At 60.9% G+C, this 20,322-nt stretch carries 20 protein-coding genes; 11 read left to right on the top strand and 9 right to left on the bottom strand.

Annotated features, from left to right (window positions below; translation table 11 throughout):
* Positions 1 to 142: 142 nt before the first annotated feature.
* The 6 genes from OO12_RS14900 (at position 143) to OO12_RS14875 (ending at position 6,725) form a co-directional block, all read left to right on the top strand.
* Positions 143 to 463: a hypothetical protein gene (locus OO12_RS14900; protein WP_034159508.1), complete on the top strand. Its 321-nt coding sequence runs from the start codon at positions 143 to 145 to the stop codon at positions 461 to 463.
* Entirely contained in the window at positions 460 to 2,235 is a 1,776-nt protein-coding gene (locus tag OO12_RS14895) for a hypothetical protein (protein ID WP_034159507.1), read from the top strand. Before OO12_RS14900 ends, OO12_RS14895 begins: the two co-directional genes overlap by 4 nt.
* A 161-nt stretch (positions 2,236 to 2,396) precedes the next feature.
* Entirely contained in the window at positions 2,397 to 2,738 is a 342-nt protein-coding gene (locus OO12_RS14890) for a hypothetical protein (protein ID WP_152616456.1), read from the top strand.
* Entirely contained in the window at positions 2,738 to 3,238 is a 501-nt protein-coding gene (locus OO12_RS14885; protein WP_034159506.1) for a hypothetical protein, read from the top strand. Before OO12_RS14890 ends, OO12_RS14885 begins: the two co-directional genes overlap by 1 nt.
* 319 nt (positions 3,239 to 3,557) lie before the next feature.
* Positions 3,558 to 5,423: a S8 family peptidase gene (locus tag OO12_RS26945; protein ID WP_052215903.1), complete on the top strand. Its 1,866-nt coding sequence runs from the start codon at positions 3,558 to 3,560 to the stop codon at positions 5,421 to 5,423.
* A 105-nt stretch (positions 5,424 to 5,528) separates the two neighbouring features.
* Positions 5,529 to 6,725, top strand: coding sequence for a ComEC/Rec2 family competence protein (locus OO12_RS14875; protein ID WP_052215902.1), 1,197 nt, complete (start codon positions 5,529 to 5,531; stop codon positions 6,723 to 6,725).
* An 11-nt stretch (positions 6,726 to 6,736) separates the two neighbouring features.
* Here the strand turns inward: OO12_RS14875 and OO12_RS14870 are convergent, their stop codons facing one another.
* Positions 6,737 to 6,934: a hypothetical protein gene (locus OO12_RS14870; RefSeq protein ID WP_034159505.1), complete on the bottom strand. Its 198-nt coding sequence runs from the start codon at positions 6,932 to 6,934 to the stop codon at positions 6,737 to 6,739.
* Between the two features lie 416 nt (positions 6,935 to 7,350).
* On the opposite strand from OO12_RS14870, the gene OO12_RS14865 reads away from it, so the two are divergent.
* From OO12_RS14865 to OO12_RS27530, 4 genes are all read left to right on the top strand, one after another.
* A complete protein-coding gene (locus OO12_RS14865) occupies positions 7,351 to 7,788 on the top strand; it encodes a helix-turn-helix domain-containing protein (protein WP_034159504.1) in 438 nt (145 codons plus the stop codon).
* 153 nt (positions 7,789 to 7,941) lie between these two features.
* Positions 7,942 to 8,439: a hypothetical protein gene (locus tag OO12_RS14860; protein WP_235364807.1), complete on the top strand. Its 498-nt coding sequence runs from the start codon at positions 7,942 to 7,944 to the stop codon at positions 8,437 to 8,439.
* A 79-nt stretch (positions 8,440 to 8,518) separates the two neighbouring features.
* Positions 8,519 to 9,637: a sensor histidine kinase gene (locus OO12_RS14855; RefSeq protein WP_152616454.1), complete on the top strand. Its 1,119-nt coding sequence runs from the start codon at positions 8,519 to 8,521 to the stop codon at positions 9,635 to 9,637.
* Complete coding sequence (locus OO12_RS27530) at positions 9,634 to 10,662, top strand: LytR/AlgR family response regulator transcription factor (RefSeq protein ID WP_160296818.1); 1,029 nt, start codon at positions 9,634 to 9,636, stop codon at positions 10,660 to 10,662. Before OO12_RS14855 ends, OO12_RS27530 begins: the two co-directional genes overlap by 4 nt.
* Here the strand turns inward: OO12_RS27530 and OO12_RS14845 are convergent.
* The 8 genes from OO12_RS14845 to OO12_RS14820 form a co-directional block, all read right to left on the bottom strand.
* Positions 10,575 to 13,646 (bottom strand): TonB-dependent receptor domain-containing protein, encoded by a 3,072-nt coding sequence (locus OO12_RS14845; protein ID WP_034159502.1) that lies wholly within the window; start codon positions 13,644 to 13,646, stop codon positions 10,575 to 10,577. The genes OO12_RS27530 and OO12_RS14845 overlap by 88 nt on opposite strands.
* Before the next feature lie 437 nt (positions 13,647 to 14,083).
* The gene (locus tag OO12_RS28615; protein WP_034159501.1) at positions 14,084 to 14,458 is read right to left on the bottom strand and encodes a hypothetical protein; all 375 of its coding nucleotides are present in this window, start codon (positions 14,456 to 14,458) and stop codon (positions 14,084 to 14,086) included.
* Positions 14,455 to 14,754, bottom strand: coding sequence for a hypothetical protein (locus OO12_RS14835; protein WP_034159500.1), 300 nt, complete (start codon positions 14,752 to 14,754; stop codon positions 14,455 to 14,457). The genes OO12_RS28615 and OO12_RS14835 overlap by 4 nt, the downstream gene beginning before the upstream one ends.
* Complete coding sequence (locus tag OO12_RS14830) at positions 14,751 to 15,320, bottom strand: glycoside hydrolase family 19 protein (protein WP_235364806.1); 570 nt, start codon at positions 15,318 to 15,320, stop codon at positions 14,751 to 14,753. Before OO12_RS14830 ends, OO12_RS14835 begins: the two co-directional genes overlap by 4 nt.
* Positions 15,321 to 15,334: 14 nt before the next feature.
* Positions 15,335 to 15,643, bottom strand: a complete 309-nt coding sequence (locus OO12_RS14825; protein WP_152616453.1) for a hypothetical protein — start codon at positions 15,641 to 15,643, stop codon at positions 15,335 to 15,337.
* Positions 15,644 to 15,820: 177 nt separating this feature from the next.
* Entirely contained in the window at positions 15,821 to 17,260 is a 1,440-nt protein-coding gene (locus OO12_RS28085) for a hypothetical protein (RefSeq protein WP_152616452.1), read from the bottom strand.
* Positions 17,261 to 17,449: 189 nt separating this feature from the next.
* Positions 17,450 to 18,478, bottom strand: coding sequence for a hypothetical protein (locus tag OO12_RS28080; RefSeq protein ID WP_152616451.1), 1,029 nt, complete (start codon positions 18,476 to 18,478; stop codon positions 17,450 to 17,452).
* A 10-nt stretch (positions 18,479 to 18,488) separates the two neighbouring features.
* Positions 18,489 to 19,454: a hypothetical protein gene (locus OO12_RS14820; protein ID WP_152616450.1), complete on the bottom strand. Its 966-nt coding sequence runs from the start codon at positions 19,452 to 19,454 to the stop codon at positions 18,489 to 18,491.
* Positions 19,455 to 19,641: 187 nt separating this feature from the next.
* Here OO12_RS14820 and OO12_RS28075 point away from each other — a divergent pair, with 187 nt between their 5' ends.
* The gene (locus OO12_RS28075; RefSeq protein ID WP_152616449.1) at positions 19,642 to 20,055 is read left to right on the top strand and encodes a hypothetical protein; all 414 of its coding nucleotides are present in this window, start codon (positions 19,642 to 19,644) and stop codon (positions 20,053 to 20,055) included.
* The last annotated feature ends 267 nt before the right edge of the window (positions 20,056 to 20,322 follow it).

Raw genomic sequence — 20,322 nt, 5'->3', positions numbered from 1 at the left:
TCAAAGCAAAAGACGTCATACAATATCTATTCCGTTCTCGTGGGCTGGGAGTTGTGTATAGGAGCCACCGCCCCCCCCCCCCAATATCGGCGGCGGTGGCGGACGGGGTGGCTTCTGCGTCACCGCCGATACGACGATCCTGATGGCTGATGGCCGTGAGTTGGAGGCGCATCTGATCCATATGGGCGACCGGGTCCGTACGCGACATGCACGAACGCTGGAATGGGGAGATTATCCGGTGACTGCGATCTCATTCCACACCGAGCCGGTCTGGCGTGCCGAGGGTCACCCACGTGCCACCGCCGGCCATCGCTTCTGGCATGATCGCTGGGTGAGGATGGACGAAATCGGTGTGCCCGATGGCGACGCACTGGTCGCGAGCATAACGGTCGGCGACGCGCAGACCTATGTCTCGAATGGCGTGTTGTCGCACAATCTCAAACAGGGTTTCCAGATTCCATGAGCGTGGCGCGAATCTATCGCACGGGGTCACCCTATAATGGCAACGAGCTGGCCGAGATCGATTTCGAGCAGTCGGCCGATACCATGTATTTGGCACATATCGACCATAAGCCGAACAAGCTGGTGCGCACGGGACATAGCAATTGGGCTTTTTCGGATATAGCCTTCACGCCGACATTGCCAGCACCGACCGGCCTTTCGGTCATGCCTGTGACGGGCAATTCGGTAGTCAGCGGTGATAGCTATTTTCCGCAACCTGCGACCTATATCGTCACGTCGGTCAACGACGTGACGGGCGTGGAGAGCCGGCCATCCCTGACTCCGGTGACCGTGATCAACGATCTGACGTTGAAGCGCAACTACAACTCGATCAGTTGGATCGGCGCGACCGGCGCGACGCGTTACCGCGTGTTCAAGGCTGATAACACACAGGAATATGGCTATATCGGCACCACAACCTCGCAGAGCTTCACCGACGACAATATCGGGCCGGATTATTCTGACGGTCCGCCGCTCAAGCAAAATCCGTTCGAGGTGAAGGGCGACTGGCCCTCGACTGTGACCTTTATCGACCAGCGGCTGCTGTGGGGCCGGACCGCCAACCATCCCAATGCGATCTATGGATCTCGCTCGGGTAGTTTCGAGAATATGGATATCTCGCGCCCGCTGAAGGCATCCGACTCTCTATCCTTCGCGCTGGTTGCGGGGCGCGTCAATGCAGTCAACCAGTTGGTGTCGATGAACAGCCTGCTCGCGCTGACCTCGGATTCGATCTTCAAGATCGAAGGCGGCCAAAGCGGTTATATCAGCGCGACCGATTTCGTCGTGCGGCGGCAGAACGGGCGCGGATCGTCGCGCCTGTCGCCGCTGGTGGTGGACAGCGTGTGCTTCTACCAGACCAGCGTGGGCAATGGTGTGCGCACGCTCGGCTATCAGTTCCAGACCGACTCGATCGATTCCAACGACGTCACGATCTTCTCGCCGCATCTGTTTCGCGGGTTTGACATCAAGGCCTGGGCCTATGCGCAGGAGCCGCGATCGATCATCTGGGCGGTGCGCAGCGATGGAAAATTGCTCTGTTTCACCTGGGAACAGGAACAGCAGGTCTGGGGCTGGACGTTGTGCGAGACCGACGGATCGGTCGAAAGCGTATGTGTGGTGTCGGAAGGAACCGAGGACCGGCTCTATCTGACCGTGCGGCGCAACGGCAAATTGCTGATTGAGCGGATGGCCGCGACGCGCTGGGCCGAGGTGGAGGATTGCTGTTTCCTCGACAGCGCCGTCACCTATCAGTTTGAGGAGCCGGCGGCGATACTACGCAATCTCGACCATCTTGAGGGCAAGACCATCTCGGCGCTGGCCGACGGCAAAGTCGTGTCGGGGTTGGTGGTGACGGGCGGCGTGGTGACCCTGCCGTTCGCCGTGCGCAAGGTGACGGCGGGGTTGCCCTATTCGGCGACGATCGAGACCTTGCCGCTCGCGGTGCAGGGACAGAGCGGCTGGACTGTCGCCAAGGTGCAGAGCCAGGCCAGGGCGGTGATCCGCGTAATCGATAGCCGCGGGCTAAAGGCGGGGCCGACCGATACGACGCTGGAGCCGCTGCGGGGGCGAACGCGCGAGATGCCGGGGCAGCCCAACGCGCTGCGGACCGGATTACTCGAAACTTATTTGCGGCCTGACCTTAATGGCGGTGCGCGGGTGATCGTGCGGTCGGATGATCCACTGCCGATGACGATCAGCGCAATCTATCTCGACCCCAGCGTTTCGGAATGACTTTTCTCGGATCCTCCTCCGATGAGGCAGCGATAAGGGAACACTCCCCCGAAATCGAATTCCTCGCCGCGTCGCCGACTCATATCGGCCCGATCGCTACTCGTATGAGGGAGGTCGATCGGGTCGAATGTCTCGCTCTTGGTCATAGTCCCAAACAGGCGTTGCGCGCCGGTCTCACCACCTCGTCACTATGCCTGACCGCATTTGTCAAAAAACGGCCGGAGGCGATGTTCGGGTTGGTTGTGACCAATGCCCTGTGCGGAGAAGGGCGACCGTGGATGCTTGGGTCCGATGCAATCTATCGCCAGCCGCGCGCCATGCTGCGTCTCGGCCCGCTCTTCCTGTCGGCGATGCTCGATTCAACCTCAAGCCTGTCTAATCTAGTTGCATGCAGGAACAGCCGCGCGATCCGCTTCTTGGCGCGCATGGGCTGCATCTTCGAAAAGGAAATGGTCATGCACAACGAGGTCGAATTCATCACCTTCACGCTGGAACGCCGCTGATGTGCCCGCCCGCATTCGCCGTCCCGCTTGCCATCGCCTCGACGGTCGTCGCCACTGGCGGTGCGGTGCTGCAAGGCATCGGTCAGGCGCAGCAATATCGCTATCAGGCGCAGATTGCGGATCAGAATGCGCATATCGCTGATGAGCAGGCGAAGGATTCGATCTTGAACACCAATTTGGAGGCACGGGCGCGGGGCCGCCAACTGGCGCAGATGAAGGGCGCGCAACAGGCCACGCTCGCCGCCAATGGGGTCGACCTGAACTTTGGCAGCGCAGCAGATCTCCAGCGCGACACCGCGATGATCGGCGCGGAGGATTATGCGCAAATCTATAAGGGCGGGAATGAGCGGACCAAGGGGTTCGATGTTGGCGCCTCCAACTATCGCTCCCAAGCCACTGCCAGTCGTGCCCAGGCGAAGGGCGCGATGATGAAGGGCCTGTTCGACGGCCTGACCACAGCGCTCGGTAATGCGTCGCAAATCTCGCGAATGAAGAAGTAGGCGAGAGAAGGAGTGTGTGGGAAGTTTCGATAGAATAGAACCGTATTGGCTTTGATGCAGCGGGGCTGGACGGCGAGCTTGCAGGTTACAGGGGACCCGCGCAGGCTGAAGGTAGCGGACCTTGCGGGTCACGGAGATACTTTCCGATCCGCGCATCAGAAATTGCATCCGATATGGCCCCAGCCCGAAATGTCACGGACTCCAATGGCAAATTCGGCTATGCTTCCGACCTGGGATGTCGCGGAACAGCCGTGATGCGGGAATGAGCGGAACCAACCGCGCGGGCGGTATCGCCGCACGGAGCAAGCCGGGGGCATAAGTGGCCATCATCACGGAAGACCTGGTCAGGGCGATCCTGCTCGGCGGGCGCGGCGGGCCGCGGCTGCTCAACGAAAGCGCAGTCCAGATCGATGTGTGGGCGCGCTTTGCCCAGATCGGGTCGGGCACGGTCGATCTGCTGTTAACGCCGATGGAAACCACCCCGGCGGCGCGGGTGGCGCAGACATTGTACCGTGCGCTGGCCGAGCTTCCGGCGGTCGCGCCGCGAGATATCGCGCCGCTAGAGGGCGCCGTCGCCGCCAGGGTCAGCCTGGATGATTTCATCGGGCAGATATTGCCGCTGACCGGCCTGAATATCGCGGCGCGGTTCGAGGAGCTCGTCACGCTGGTGCTGGCGGCTCGAGCGCAGGACATCGCTGCCGACGCGCTGGCCGACGATGCTCTCACGGCAGCCGACCTGTTTGGCTATGCCCGCCTGTATGGGCATGAATTGTCGCCCGATTTGCGCGCGACCCTGCTCGCGGCACTGCTGCGGGTCGCGCAGCTGATCGATGACGGAAAGGAGGGTGATGACGGATCTCCCCGGCCGATCCTGGACATCCCTTTGCGGCGCCATGGGGAGGTTCTGCGCGGGATCAGGCTTGATCCGAACCTGTTTCGCGGGCGCCCGGGGCGGTTCGACGAGGTATTGGTGTGGCGCGTGGCGCAGAACCGCCAAGTCTATGCGATGGGAGTCTCGGTCGAAACGATCAAGGCCGATGCGGCGCAGCGCGTGTTCGACGTCGATTGCCGCACGCTAACCTGGGCGGTGGTCGATTCAGGAATCGACGCGGCGCACCCCGCCTTTCGCGATCATGACGCGGGGAATTTCGCGACGCGGGTCGATAAGGCGTACGACTTCAGCAGTTTGCGAAAAATTGCTTCGTTCGATTCTCTGCTCGGCGCCGGGGAGCTTGATCTGACGCTGGCGGAGATCGAGACAAAGCTGTTGGTGAGCAATAGCGAGGCGCGCGCCTGGCTTGATGAATTGCGCGCCGATGCGCAGGCCGGGCGGCCCTATGACTGGGAACGCCTATCCAGATTGATTGAAGTGCCGGTCGGGGATCTACCCGCCGCCGCTGTCGGCCAGCCGAACGGCCATGGTACGCATGTCGCGGGTGTGCTCGCCGGCGACTGGCGTGAGGACGAAAAGACCGTCTATCGTGGTGTGTGCCCCAATATCAGGCTGTATGACCTGCGCGTGCTCGGATCGACCAATGGCGATACCGAATTCGGAGTGATCGCTGCGCTGGAATTCGTGCGTTGGCTCAATCGCCGCAACCGCTTCGTCACGGTGCATGGCGCCAATCTATCGATCGGCTTGGTCCATGACATGGCCAATTTCGCCTGCGGCCGGACGCCGGTGTGCATGGCGTGCGAAGCGACCGTCGCGTCGGGCGTAACCGTCGTGTCGGCAGCGGGCAATTGGGGTGCGCAGACCTATCGCACCGCCAAGGGTGATTATTCGGGCTATGCGCAGGTCTCAATCGCCGACCCGGGCAACGCCGCATCGGTGATCACGGTCGGGGCGACGCATCGCGAGCGGCCGCACGAATATGGCGTGAGCTTCTTTTCATCGCGCGGACCTACCGGCGACGGGCGGCTCAAGCCCGATGTGGTCGCACCCGGCGAGCGGATCGACGGGCCGCTGCCCAATCTCGGCTTTGGCCGGCTCGATGGCACGAGCATGGCCGCGCCGCATGTGTCGGGCGTCGCCGCACTGCTGATGGCGCGCTATCCCGAAATGATCGGCGACCCAGCGCGCGTGAAGTCGGTGATCATGAACACTGCGACCGACCTGGGCCGCGAACGCTATTTCCAGGGAGCGGGATTGGTCGATGCGTTGCGTGCGCTGCAAGCGGTCTGATGGCGATAGGGTGCGCCGTCGTGTTGCAGGAGACGGCAAAATCGCAGTTCCGAATTCGACTTTACCAAAAAACCAACGGGACCACCGGCCAGAGGAGCGAAGCGGATGGAATTCGAAGCGTTGCAGGCCCGTTATGGCGATTGCCTGTTTATTACCTTGCCCGGACGCGACCGGCCGATCCGGCTGCTGATCGATGGTGGCCCCGCAGGCGTGTTCCGCACCTCGCTCGAACGCAGGCTCATCGCCGAAGCAACGAAGTTTCCGCAGGAAAAGCCGCTCAATATCGATGTGGTGATGGTCAGCCATGTCGATGAGGATCATATCCTTGGTATCCTCGACCTGTTCGGCAAGATCCAGGATGCGGACCTGGGCCGGACGCTCCGGCCATGCCAGCCGAAATGGCTGCTCCACAATAGCCTGGACAGCCTGATCGGCGAAGGCGAGGGCGGCGTCGCGCGGGCGCTGTCCGGTCCGACCGTTCTGGCCAGCCTCGATGCCGCGCTCGGTGTGGGCTTGCCCGCCGACGACGATGAGGGCGCGATGAAGGACCGGACTGCGCGTCTGGTACTGCAAAGCTATGGTCAGGCGAGCAAGCTGGCCACACTGGCTGCAGCGGTCGAGGTCAGCCGCAATCCACCCGACCAGCGCACCATTATGTTCGAGCCGACACAGCCGCGGGTGCTGCAGCTCGGTGATGCGACGCTAACCATCGTCGGCCCGTTGCGGCAGGACGTCGACCGGCTGCGCAAGGAATGGAGCGCGTGGAAAGCGAAGCAGAAAGACACGGCGAGCCTCGCTGCCGATCTCGACACCAGCATTCCCAATCTGTCGAGCATCGTCGTGCTGCTGCAATGGGGGCAACGCAAGATCCTGCTGACCGGCGACGCGCTGGGCGATCAAATCCTTGAAGGGCTGGGCGGTGCCGGGCTGATGCCGGATCAGGGCCCGCTGAAGATAGATATCCTGAAGCTGCCGCATCACGGGTCGATCCGGAACAACACGCCCGACTTCTTCCGCAAGGTCCATGCCGAACATTATGTCGCCTCCGGCGATGGCACTTACGGCAACCCCGATCGGGCGACGCTCGAACTGCTCGAACGGGCGCGCCCGGAGGGCGGCTATACCGTCCACCTCACTTACGATGCTGTGACGTGCGATGCGACGCACAAGAGCTGGGCGGCCGGGCGCCGGAATGTCCCGCTCTATGATCCGGCGCGGGATTCGATTACGCCGGTGGTGGAGCGGTGGCGGCGCGAGGGCAGGATTCAGGTCGAGGAAGGATCGGTCGGGATCAGTCTCTAGCGCGCCCTGTCTCAGGCACGGCAACCACCGACGGCGACGGTCAGCGCGGCGCCGGTGATGAACCGGTTTCGGGGCTGGCAAGAATAGGCAACCAGGCGGGCGACCTCGACGTCCTTGCCGAACTGCCCGATCGCCGGGTTGCTGAGAGCGATGGTCGCAATCCCGTGCAGCACATCGGCGAAGGTGCTAGCGCGTGCCGCGGTCTTCACACCCGCCTGGGTCGCTCCGAGGCAGTGTGCCGATGCTTGCGGGTCGAGCCCGGCAAAAACCCTCCGCTGCCTGACCCTTTTCGATCGTGGTGACGAAAGCGGCACGCCTGACACCGCAGTGATCGCCGACCCCTCCGCGTCGGACGTGCCGTAGAGAGATTCCGCCTGCGGATCCTCATGTTTGAACAGCGTGTCGTTCGAGCTACCTCCATGGCCCTGGCCAGCGCGACGTCACTGTCAGCTCCTTTGAGCTTACCGGGACGTGAACAACGTTCGCCCGCTGAGAGCGATCGTTCAACGCCGCGCGCCGGTCTTGAACCGCGCTGGAGTGGCACTGAGCCGCTCTGCCCTTGGGTTGGCGGGAAGCACCGGGCTTTGTGACCCTGACACTTCGTCGGAGAACCGCTTTGATTCCTATGCTTCACCAGCGCGACGCCGCGACTCGGCTGCCCACCGGTATGATCGGCGCGCCGCTAGCGAGCGGTGAGATCTGGCAGCCGGTGTTCGAGCATGGCTGGGTCATCGCCCGACGCGGCGCTCTGGCGGTGACGGCGCACTCGGTCGAGATCCTGCGTCACGGCGTGCCCATCGGCCTTTCTCCGACCGAGGCGGCATTGATCGGCCTGTTGATCCGCCGGGGCCGTGCCAATCAGCAAGAGATTACTGCAGCCTTGCAGGGCGTTGGCTCATTGTCCGCCTGCCTGGACGTTACCGTCCACCGGATTCGGCGCAAATTTGCTGCGGCGGGGGCACCTGATCCGGTCGAACGGCTGCGTGGCTGGGGGCTGAGATTGCGTGTCGAACCCGATATCAGTGGGTCGACGTCGCTCTGGATCGGCAGGCCGGCAGCCTGAAACCCGAAGGCGTGCGAACTGACGATCGACGTTGGGCCGACTATTTCGTACGTTCACGCCCAAGCTCCTCGCCAGATGCCCCGGCCCAGCCGCAGCGGTGGCCTGGTGCGACCCGGCCGGGCGGGCCCGCATAGACATGATCGGATGGATGGGATGACCAACAAGATGCTCGCGGCGATACTGGCCGCAACGCTGGTGTGCGGAACGCTGGATATCATCAGCGCCTTCGTGTTCGCCGGCCTTGTGGGAGCGGCACCGGCGCAGGTCCTGCGCTACGTCGCGTCGGGGCCGTTTGGCGATGGCATGAGGGATGCGGGGAACGCCGCTGCGGGTATCGGGCTGGTCACGCATTTTGCGATCATGGCGGTGATGGTCTCGGTCTTCGTCATCGCGGCGTCGCGGATCGCGGCGATCAGGAGCAATCCGGTGCTGGCCGGCGTCGTGTATGGGCTGCTGCTCTACGCCGTGATGTACTGGATCGTGGTCCCGACGCGCTGGACCGGACATTATCCGGCAATGACACTCTGGTCGGTTGCCAATGCGCTGTTCTCCCATATCGTGTGCGTCGGGATTCCGATGGCGTTGATCACAACGCGCTATCTCGGCCGGCCCGCACCCATTTCCGCCACACCGTCGATTTCAGGGAGGTGAGCATCGGTCGACAGTGGAGGGATGATTTGCGACATCCGGCCTCGTGGACGCCCTGACTCCAGGTCATGAGCGCGAGCCCGTGCCCACCGACCGTGGACGCGAGCCTTTCTATGTGGAGGAGTCGGCAGAACGGCGCGGGCGTGGGCAGACCGGGCCGGAGACTCGCGCCAAGGTTGGCCTGACGCTGGCCATGTGGGGATCGACCTACCTGCTCTTCACGTTGGGCAACCTGCTGAACGGAAAGCCCGGCCAGTGGATGGCGGCGGGTGTGCGGGCGTTCGTCATGATGGTCGGAGTCGCGCTGTGCTACGCGTTGCACCGGCTGCTGCGCCGGCTGGCGCATCGCCCGTTCCGTACCCGCGCACTCGTGCTCGCCGCAGCGGCACCCTTCGCGGCGGAAGCTTATGCGTGGCTGGGCTTCTTCAGCTACGCCTATCTGCACGGCACATCGATGCGCATGGTGATCGTCGATTGGGCCGTCGCCGCCAACGTTCTGTCGCAATGGACCTGGTTCTTCATCGCCTGGACCGGGCTCTATCTGGCGATCGAGTATAATTTCGATGCCAAGGACGAAGCACAGCGGTCGGCGGAGTTGCGCAACCTGGCGCACAACGCCAAGCTTCGCGCGCTCTCCAATCAGATCAATCCGCATTTCCTGTTCAACAGCCTCAATTCGATCTCGGCGCTGATTCTGGAGGGGCGCGCCTATGACGCCGAACGGATGTTGACCGGCCTGTCGACCTTTTTCCGCTCCACCCTGTCGATCGATCCGTTGATCGACGTCGCGCTCGAGCAGGAATTTGACCTGCACCGGCGCTACCTGGCGATCGAACAGATGCGCTATCCCGATCTGGCAGTGGATTTCGACTTGCCCGAGGAATTGAAATCCGCCGCGGTTCCCGCGCTGATCCTCCAGCCATTGGTCGAGAATGCGGTCAAGCACGGCATCGCCAAATCGCTGCCACCGACCTGGATCGGTATTGCCGCGCGACACGAGGGCGACATGTTGTCGATCACAGTCGCCAATACCGCCGGGAGCGATGGACAGGGTGCCGCCGTATGTGGCGACGGCATCGGCCTGGCCAATGTGCGCGAACGGCTGAGCGAGCATCACGGTGCGGCACAAAGCCTGGCAGTGTCGCCGGGGCCGACCCTGTTCGAGGTCCGGATCACCCTGCCGATCGGCTTTGTGCGATGAGCGAGTTCAGCATCGTCACCGTCGACGACGAACCGCTGGCGCTGAGCCGGCTGGAGATTGTGCTGCGCAGCGTGCCGGGCGCACACCTGGTGGGCTCGGCGAACAGCTGCGACGCGGCGGTGGCACTGATTATCGAGCGCCGGCCGGACATCGTCCTGCTCGACATCAGGTTGCGTGACGGGACCGGGTTCGACATCCTCGACCGGCTGCCCAGGGACGTGACGCCGGCGGTGATCTTCATCACTGCGTTCGACCATTTCGCGATTCGCGCGTTCGAGGTGTCGGCGGTCGATTATGTGCTGAAGCCGATCGATGCCGGGCGGTTGCGCGAAGCGGTCGATCGCGCGCGCGCGCGGATCGTCGCCGATGACTCGGTCAGCCAGGTCAGGGAAATGCGCGCGGTGATCGCCGACTTGCGCGCTGAATTCCACGACAAGGCGCGGTCGCCTTACGACACCGAATTGTGGATCCGTGGGGTGACCGGCAACCTGACGCGCGTATCGCTCGACCTGGTCGACTGGGTGAGCAGCGAGGATGATTATGTCCGGCTGCACACCGGCGCCAGTTCGCACTTGTTGCGCCTGTCGATCCGCGCATTCGAGGCGCGCATCGACCCGGCGCAGTTCGTGCGCGTGCATCGCGCGGCGCTGGTTCGCGTATCGCGCATCGCCGAGGTGCGGCGTCCCCGACCGGGCGGCGCGACGTGGTCCTGCGCGACGGGACGCGGATCGCCACCGGCAGGGTTTATGCCAAGCGGCTGCGCAGCCTGTTGCTGGAGCGCGACGAGCCGGAGAGCGCCCGGACCGCCTGAACATTCATTTCCGAAGCGATCATTTCGCAGGAGAAAGGGGAGACCGTCCAGCCGACGTTCGCCCCTTTTCCTGTTTCGCTTCGACAGTCGCCCGGCGCGTCGCAATGACACGCCGGACGTTCCCGATCAGAAGTTGAACTTCGCCCCGGCGCGGAACTGCCGGCCGAGAATGCCGTTGCCGCCCTGCACCGCATTGTACAGCGTCGCGCCATAAGTCACGACATCGACCGGCGGCAGCGTGCCGAACAGGTTCAGGACGTTCACATAGAAGGAGAAATGATCGTTGACCTTGACGCTCCCCACCATATCGAGCGTGATGTAACGCTTCACGTCGCACGGGACATAGCGCGGGTTTGGCGCCAGGCCGCAATTGCCCGAGGTTCCCGGTCCCTTCTGATCCTCCGCCGACAAATTATAGCCGCCAAAATAGTTCGCGGTGGCGGTCAGCGTGACGGGGTCGACGTTCAAGGTGTTCTGCCAGCTGCCGCGCCATTTCGGTGTGCCCGATCCGGCGGTCAGGTTGAAATTGCCGAGCGTCCCTTCATAGGATTGCGTCGTTCCGTCGGGGAAGCTGGTGCTGAGGTCGAGGATGTAGCTTGCCTCGAGCGAGGTCGAGAAGCGGATTTTGTCGCTGAGGTCGAACGATCCCGATGCCGAGAAGTCGATGCCTTCCGACCGGATCGTGTCCGAATTGATCAGTTGCGACTGCACAAAGGCAATGCGTGGCCGGGCATTGGGAAAGGCGGGCGAGGGCGCGTCGGCAATCACCTGGAAGCCGGCCGGAATGGGCTGGCCGGCATAATAGGCCGCGATCGCATCGCTGGTCGAAGCAGAGGTGATCGCCCCCGTCTTCTTGATATTATAATAATCGACCGTGATGGTCACGTTGCGGATCGGTTCGAACACCACGCCGGCAGTGAAGCTGCGTGATTTTTCCGGCTTCAGATCGGGCGATGCCAATGTCGTCAGACCATAGGTCGCTGCCGTCAGATAGGCCGGGCAGGCGGGCGTATTGATGTTGGTGCAGCCCGCGCCATATTGCTGCAGGAACGAGTTGGGCAGGCCCGAGGGCAGGAGCGGGACGAAGCCGGTGGTCGGCAGCGCATTGGCCTCGGCAAAGCTCGGGATACGGAACCCGCGCGAATAGGTACCGCGAATGGCGAGTTGCTTGATCGGCGTGAATTTCGCCCCGACCTTGGGGGAGAAAGTGCTCTGCCCGCTCGAATATTTGTCGTAGCGGCCGGACAGATTGACCTCGAACTGCTCGACGATCGGCGCGTTCAGTTCGGCAAAGGCCGAATAGACCGTACGGTGGCCGGAAGTACCAAAGGCATTGAGCGTGAAATAGCGCTGCGTCGGGCCATTATAGTCGTCATTCGCGCTGGGCGCGTCGACCGCCTCGTACCGGATCGAGGCGCCGAGACCGAGCTGCAGCGGACCGCCGGGCAGGTTGAACAGCGCTTTGCCCAGTGTCGCCTGCGCCTGATACATGTCGGAGGTCGCATCGGTGACGTTCTGCGGCGCCAGATAATCGCGCACCGCCTGGCTGTTGAGCTGCGGATTGACGAAATTATAGCTGCCATCGGCGATCACATCGAGCAGATGCTGGATATAGACATAGCCATTGGTGGTGCGGCGCAGGTCATTGTGCATCGCGGTCGCGTCGACCTTGTAATCCCAGTCGCCGAACATCGTGCCGCTGATGCCCGCCGCGACGCGGTACACCTTGCTGCGCGTCGCGTTGCTGTTGAGCGTATCGCTCAATCGGCCGGAGAGCCGGGCAACCTGCCCGATCGCGGCGAACGGGTTATTGGGGTTGAGCGTGCCGTTGGCCGCATTGCAGTTCACCCGCGCGGCGCAGACATAGACCGGCAAGGTCAGCGGACCGGATCCTGGCGCGTTCGCCGCGCCGCCGGCCGACGTCGAAAAGCGCGGATACAGGATGCCGGCATTGGCATTGGCGCGCACCACCGCGGGCAACCCCGTGAACGCGCTTGAACTCTGCTGGAAGTTGAACAGGACATAGGCCTCGGCATTGTCGCCGATCTTGGCGGTGAAGCGCGCCGAACCGCCAAAGCGCTCAAGCGCCGGCGTCACCTGCCCATAGCGATAGGTCTGGTCCTCCTGGCAGGCGAAGGTCGGGTTGGCGGGGCTATTGGCCAGTTCGGCGGCAGTCAGCGTATGGCCCGGGCCGTTGATGCACCCGCGTCCCGGGTTGAGCAATTGCGGGCGCCCCAGCGCATTCGCGTTCGCCGCATCGAAAGGGGTGACATAAAAATCGCTCACGGTCGGCGTGAAAATGCCGAACTGACCATTCTTGTCGAGCCCGTTGAGGATGTTGTTCGGGCCGCATGCAGCGCCGTTGCAGATGCCGCGCTGATCGTCCGTGCTGTACGGCCTGGGCACATCGCGGTTATAAACCGCCTCGCTGCGCATATAGAAGCCGCTGATATAAGCGTTGAAGCCCTTGTCATCGAGGTCGCCGATGCCGGCGGTCAGGGTCAGGCGCTGGTTGGCGGCGTTGCCGTCCTGCGAGATGCCCGCCTCGGCGCGGCCGGACACGCCCCTGAACTGACGCTTGGTGATGACATTGACCACGCCGGCGATGGCATCCGCGCCATAGCTGGACGACGCGCCGTCGCGCAGCACTTCGATCCGGTCGACAATGTCGTCGGGAATGGTGTTGAGATCGACGAAGTTGCGCGTCCCGTCATCCGACAGCGGAAAATAGGCGGCGCGCAGACCGTCGAACAGCACCAGCGTCGAACTGGTCGAGAGACCGCGCAACGACACCGCCGATGCCCCGCCGGCAAAGGCGCCATTGGCGGTGAACGAGTTGGTCAGCGCCGGGCCATTGTTCGACGTCAGTTGCTGAATCGCCTCCTGCACGGTGGAGATGCCGCGTCGGTCAAGCGTTTCGGTCGACAGGACGGTGACGGGCGACGGCGTGGCGGTGCTGGTCTGGCGCAGGATCGACCCCGTCACGACGATGTCGGGACCCTGGTCGGGCTCGCTGTCCTGCATGGCGGGTGCGGCCTGATCCTGCACGACCCCCGCCTGAGGCCCTTCGTGAGCCCCGTTCTGAACCCCGTTCTGAACTGCATTCTGAGGCCCATCCTGTGCCAGAGCCGGAGCGGCGGTACCGATCAGGATAAGCGTGGTGGTGGCAAGCAAGCGCGTGCGAATATTGATTGTCATGGAAAGCCCCTTTTTTGGTTATCGGGGCACAGAGGGGTTTGCCGGCGCTTCGATCCAACGCCGCGCGGTTCAGCGCCATGATTTAGCCGCCAGGCGGCGCGGCGCGGCAGGGCCGGACGTTCGGCTGCCGGAGCGGCCGCTTGGTCGGTTGCCGGCATGGTGATGCAGGATGAATGTACCCTGAAACGCGCCGAACGTCCTGTCCGCGCCCTAGGGCGGACCGGGCGTCAGGCGCGGGTCATGGCGATCCTGCGTCCATCGCGCCCGCGGGTTCGCAGGCCACCGGCATCCCGACCGCTTTGTAATACCGGCAGATGCGGGCAAGCTGTGCCCAGCCGCGTTTGCCCCAGGCCGCGACCGCTTCATTATAATCCTCATACGCCGCCTCCGACGTTGCGATCGCGGGCGGGGCGACGGGCTCGGCTTCGATCCGGACGTCAGCAGCCGGGGGGTATTGGATCGCCAGGCCGGGCTTGCCGGCGCAGGATGACGCAAGCGCGAGCGTGCTGACGATCGCTAACCGCCCGATCAGGGATGGCGTGCGTGGCATTGGTGACCTCCTGTGTCTCGTTCTGGATGCGGGCAGTGTCGGTCGCGCGTTCATCGGCTGCTTGCGCCTCGCCCGCGCGGGCCCGTGTGGCGATCTCGGCGTTGCGGGCGCTGTCGTGGCGCTCGACGAGTGAGGCGTCGTACGAGCATTTTACCGCACCCAGGATGGAGACCGCGGCGATGACCGCGGCAAGGATCAACACGGTCCTGGCGAGCTTCGGGCCGACGATGCCGCCGAGCCATGCGACCAGCGTGGCGATCATGTCCGCCCTTCCGCCCCAGCCTGGACGATTGCCGCCGCCGCCGTCTCGGTCTTTGCCCGGGCGACGTTCCTGTCCTTGATCGCCACCGCGCCGGCAATCGCGCCGATCGCCACACCGAGCCCGGTCGGATAGGCGGCGCAGAAGGCGACGATGTCGAAAGTCCGGCCCTCGACCATGTTCCATGCCTGAAACGCGGGCACGGAGACGACATAGGCCAGCACGCCGACGCCGCCGACGAAGCGGTTGACCTCATATTCGCCGCCGCTGCCTTTGAAGATACCGGTCCAGTCGGTCACAGGATCAGCCCTTTCGCTTTCGCGGTCCGCGCCATGCGATCGGCCAGGCCGTTCACCCCGCCATTGATCCTGCGCGTGATCGCCGGCACATCATCGGCGTCGGCCAACTCATTCAGCCCCTGGTCGTGCCAGTATTTGCAGGCGGTCAGCATCCCGATCGACGGAACGGCCGCGATTTCGGGATGCCCTTCAAGGTCGATCCCGATGTCACGGCCATAGCGTCGATAATTGGCACGGCCGGTCAATTGTATCGGGCCGCGCCCCTTGAAGCGCTTTCCGTCGCCGGCTTGCGTGTTGCCCAGGTCGGCGCGGCCCTCATATGCCGCGCCGCTGGCGATTTCCTCCATATAGACGAACCCGGCGCTTTCGTGCGCGCACTGGCCCATGAAGTGAGCCAGCCGCATTGGCGTGTCGAGGATGCCGAAGGTGCGGAAATGCACATTCGCGCCAAGGGCCAGCTCAGCCGCGCGGGCCGGGTCGGCGCCCATCCTGGCGAACAATATCGCCAGCGTGCCGCGCCCGATCACGCCGTCGGCCGGAACGCCGAGGTTGGATTGCAGGCGCATTGATTGGTCGGGTGTCATAGATGTGCCTTTCCTGAGAGGATTGCCCAGGCCGTGGCGGCGAGGCCGACCAGCCAGCCGATCGCGGGCGATTTCAACAACAGCGTGCCCAATGTCCGTGCGCCTTCGCTGCGATTGCTGGCTGCTTCGAGCGTCGCAATCCGGTCCTTAAGATCGGCGATGTCGGAGGCGAGCGGCCCCAACCCGACAACTTCACGCGTCAGCCCATCGAGCTTGGCGGAGAGGTTGTTCACTGAGTACACGACATCGCGAAGCTGACCGCGCATTTCGCCCAGTATGAGGCTATTCTCGTTAAGGGTGGGCATGGACTATCCTGCGCTGAACTGAGGAGTGCGTATTGGTATTGCGGCGGCAGGGGCTGAACAGGCATAAGCTACAAGTGCACATCGATTGATCTCCACTTGCAGAGAGACATGTTCTCGTTTTTTCCGGTACTTCTGCCTTTGTTGAAGTGATTGGCGTCCTTTGTTCGTTGATTCGCATCAGCTTGCCCTCAAAATTGCTTGGCCTGCACCAGTGACGCTAACACCGGTTGCGTTGATCGTGGTGCTGGCGACAGTTTGGGAGGTGCTGACGGTGTAGTCGCCCAAGCCGCCGACACCGGTCCCCAGCGCGACAATTTTAGTACCTGCGGTGACGCCTGCGCCGGTCAGCGTCTGACCTACCGAAAACTGGTAGCCAAGTGACGGAGCTGCTGTGATGGTCAGCGTAGTGCCAGAAATCGAGCCAGTACCCGAAGCGGCAGAGCTGCGAGTTCTGAGACGGTTCCCAGATTTGAGCGGGAACACTCCGGTGCTCCATCCAAACAGTCCTGCGGCAACCGCCGCAGCAATATTGGCCGCATTCGGTGTGAAGCTTGGAGCTTCAACAAAGCTATTTGGTAGCAGCCATGTTCCTACCAGATATCCGTTGTTGTCGCCGTTATTTAACGTGCTCACAGAACCGACTTCAACAAAACGGCCATCCGGCTGATTTTGGAGATGAAGGTCGACCGACATTGGGCCATCGCCGACGCCCGGTCGGGCGAACTTAAACACTGTTGGTGTCCATGTTGCCGCGTGAGCGTTGAAGCCCATACCGTAAAGACCGAAATGGGGAATAAGTAGCTGTTTCGGGCTGAAAAAAGGTAATCCATCGGAATTTTCTATCCAGACTACTACTTCACCTTCGTTTGGCTCAGCTGAAGAATCGACACCGTTGAGCTGGATAGCAAAGTAAAATGGATCACTCGGGATGGAGGAGAGCTGAATAGATGTTGCGGTATAAATCGTGCCTGTCCCACCAATCTGGTAGTATTTTATTGCTCCTCCTTTTAGGTCGATGAGTTGACGAATGCGGCCAAGGTCGGCCATTCGCAATGAAGCTTCGGCACGGATGGCATCCCCGTATGCTGACTGCCTAGCTTCGCTATATCTATCCTTTGGATTGCCTCTTAGAAATAAAGACTCGGGAGACGGGAGTAGCTGTAGTAACATATTTGCGCCACTCTTGACGCCGCCTTGCTTCCAGAAAGAACCTGACCAACGAGCGTTAGTAAGAATCTGAGTATATGCTGTCGAATCATTTCCTACCGCAGAGCCGTCAATGCTAGAAAGCTTACGTCGGCCGACCAATCCGAACTGATGCGCGAAACTCTCCAATATTCGACGCGCGCCGAGGTTGCTGAAATGCAGCGAATCATCGATCGTTCCAGCATATGTTGAGATCGTTTGGCTGGCGACGGATTGGCTGATATTAACGGTATAGGTGCCAGCTGCCCCAGTTCCCGTACCAAGTGCGGTAATGTAAGTTCCCTCGGACACAGATGCACCAAACACTGCTTGTCCAGCTGCAAAACCAGTATGTCCAGGGTTTGCATTTATCGTAAGTGTAGTTCCGGTAATGCTACCTGAACCCTGTCCACGCACGGCGTCGAAGTCCAAACAGTTAAAGCGCGGGTCATCGCAACGGTGCTGTGATGGATTAAGCGTGACACCAGAATTGAAGATTTCTGCCGTATCGTGAACAATTACGCGAGGATTTCGGTCGCGCCATGAAAGATAGCAATTACGTAGAATGCTCGAATACTTTGCTGCATTGTCGGTCTGAGATAAAGGGCCTGCATCCGCTGCTCAGTCAGTTGAGAAAGATCCAGCTGTGAAGTTTATTCCACCAAAAGGCTGAGGTACCTCTAATACCAGAGTCGCATTGCCGTTCTGCAGCAGGAAGCTTACCTGCCAGTCAAGATTTGCCGGAAATGCGGCGCCAGAAGTGGCTCGACTTGCAGGGCTGTTATAGTCGTTAATGCCGAGGGATGTTATAATGATGTCTGGGTTTGCCGCGCATACCTGATAAAGATCAGTGTACGGGTTTTCGATGGCTGTATAATCGGCCGGGGCCCTGTTTCGCGGCGAGATCTGCGTACTGTGGCGCCAACCGGACAATTGAGAGCCATTCTGTCCCATATTGTACACGGTCCACCCTTCTAGAGGGCGCCGAACTCCGGTCAACTCTAGCGGCATTCCGCCGTAGTAACCTGGTCGACCGTTCCTATTGCTGTCGCCAACTATTATTATGACGCCGGATTTCTTACCAAACGGTTGGACAGATGAGAATTCGTTGGTGAAGTATACAAGTTCAGTTGCATCAAGTGTGATGGCAGCCGCTGTCACCAGCCGATATTCCCGACCGATGTTCTTGATGCCTTCCGTTGCATAGCCGTACATATTTATGATTTCGTTCGCAACATCTGCGTCTGCGGATCGACTCCGGGCGCCGGCCGCCGCGATGTAAATCCCGTTCTGCGATCGAGTGTTTTGTACTGGCAGAAATATTCTATCGCCAGCAATCGTCTGCGCGCCATCGACGATCTGGAGGCCAGACAAAGCCAAATCAGTCGTTGCGGTCAATCGCCAGATTTTGAAGCGCGGATCGGTTGAGGTTGTCGCCAGCGCGTTGTTGGCGCTGGCTCCCGCCGATGCTGCGGCATTTTGCGCGAGCAATCGATCGGCCAGCGACGAAGCTGCAGAGGTTGACGCTGAACCAGCAGAGGCTGTCGCTGACGCGATCACGCTGGCCATGGTGCCGATTGCATTGGACACTTGGTTAAATAGATTTGTGCATGCGGTGTTGAGTGCTGCAATAGCTTCGTCAATTGTCATAATTTACCTCTCAATTGCTCGCAATAATGTGAGCAAGAATCGTAGCTTGAAATGAAATTTGGGAAGCGGTAATTTCCGCCAAAGCTGATGGCAGGGCGCCGTAATTATCTGCCGTTAGCTGCATGTATTGGAAAGCAGATAGTTTCCCAGGATAATTTACGGAGTCTACTTCTCCAAAGTTTTTACTTGCCCAATCCCGGGCGGATTTTGCACTTTTTTCGGTACCCAAAATGATTGATCCAGCACCGAGTGCTAGGTCGGATGCGACAGTATCGACTGCGACCAGTTTTTCGCTGATTTGTTCGATGCTGGTGATCTGCAGTGCTACCAATCCTATCGAGTTATTACCCGTTAGGTTGTCATGGATTGCGCCGATTTCGGATAGATGATCGGCAACATCAATCACTTCATCGATGTGGTCGCCGGTTGCGACTACATATCCAATTTTATCCGCTACCGTTCCAACGGCATTTGTTCCGCTCAAATCACCCGCCACGATCCCAATTGGCACCGTATTGGCCGCGACCTGGACAACTTCATCCGCCAGTTCGGACAACGTCACCAGCGCTTCTGCATTAATGATGTTAGGCAGTTCAAAGCCAGCTTGACCCAGCGGCATTTGGACTGCGCGGTCAACGCCGTCTCTCAGCACGATATCGCGCACCGTCAGGCGACGATTGATCGTGTTAACCGTGGCTAGGTTGTACGCACCCTCATTCTCGAACTCGCTGGTTTGAAGATAGTCGGGGCTGGACAGCAGCAACACCCGTGCGCCGTGGGCCGGGGCCGTGGCGAAAGTCACTGTGCCACCAGCGGCGGCGAAAGTGACCGAGTAAGCAGTGCGCGGCACGGCCATACCATCGACCGTCACGGCGATGTCGGACGCGCCCACGATCGAAAAGGTGAAGGGGAAATCGGTTTGCGATCCGTTGCCCAATAGGGGGCCGGTGTAAATAGTCGGGCTGATTGCTGCCACGTGTGCTGCCTCCTGATGAGCGGACGGCGTAGCTTCTGCGCAAGGCGAGTTGAATCGACGCGATGTACGGATGGTAGGGTGAAATATTCGGCGACGACGGCAGTATCCTGGCCATCAAAATCGGGCGGAGCTATCGTTGTAATTCATCGCCTGCCCTTCGCAAAGCATGCCCTCGATATAGAATTTTGTGCTTCCGCTTTTGGGGGCTCATCGACAATACGCCGGATTCCGTGAGCTAACCGGCTGGATTTACGAGAGTTGTTGCGGGGGGGGGGCTTCTTTCTTAGGCAATCGCACGACACCCAGTTTTTGGCAATGTTTTGGTACCGCGATTGTCCTCGAGAGCCTGATCCTGCTGTTTGCTGGCTCGATGGTTTATGCCAGCGTCACCGAGGAAATCGATCAGGGTAGCGACAGTTTATTGGCGTTGTTCTGCGCTAGAGCGGCAAGGCCGGGTGTCGGTCTCGTCGGTTTGCCGGAACGAGCCATGCTCATGCCAGCTTCAACTGGTGGCAATGAGATCACCAATCTGCTCCAGCGCGGCGCAACCTTAACCAGCGCATCGTCCTTGCTTGCCAGTTTGCACGTCTCTCGAAAATAGAAAGTCTCCCACACTGATCTGCTCAATTGGGCGCAATCCCTCTCGCGTTGAAATCGGTGTTATAGTAACAAAAATAGTAGATATGCTGCCGCTTTGTATTAAGAATTATTGAGCGCAGTTCGGAGCTATTGTCATAAAATAACCTTCGTAGATCTTAACAGATCGTGTGGTAGCATTACATGTATCTTTGAGATTTACGATGTAGGGCCAATGAGAAATAGTTTATCAAGCACTATACGTGTATTGTGTATAGTGACTGTATAGTTA

Source organism: Sphingomonas sp. ERG5 (assembly GCF_000803065.1).
Taxonomy (GTDB): domain Bacteria; phylum Pseudomonadota; class Alphaproteobacteria; order Sphingomonadales; family Sphingomonadaceae; genus Sphingomonas.
The sequence above is the reverse complement of the archived record's forward strand: the minus strand, read 5'-3'. Positions and strand labels throughout refer to the sequence as shown.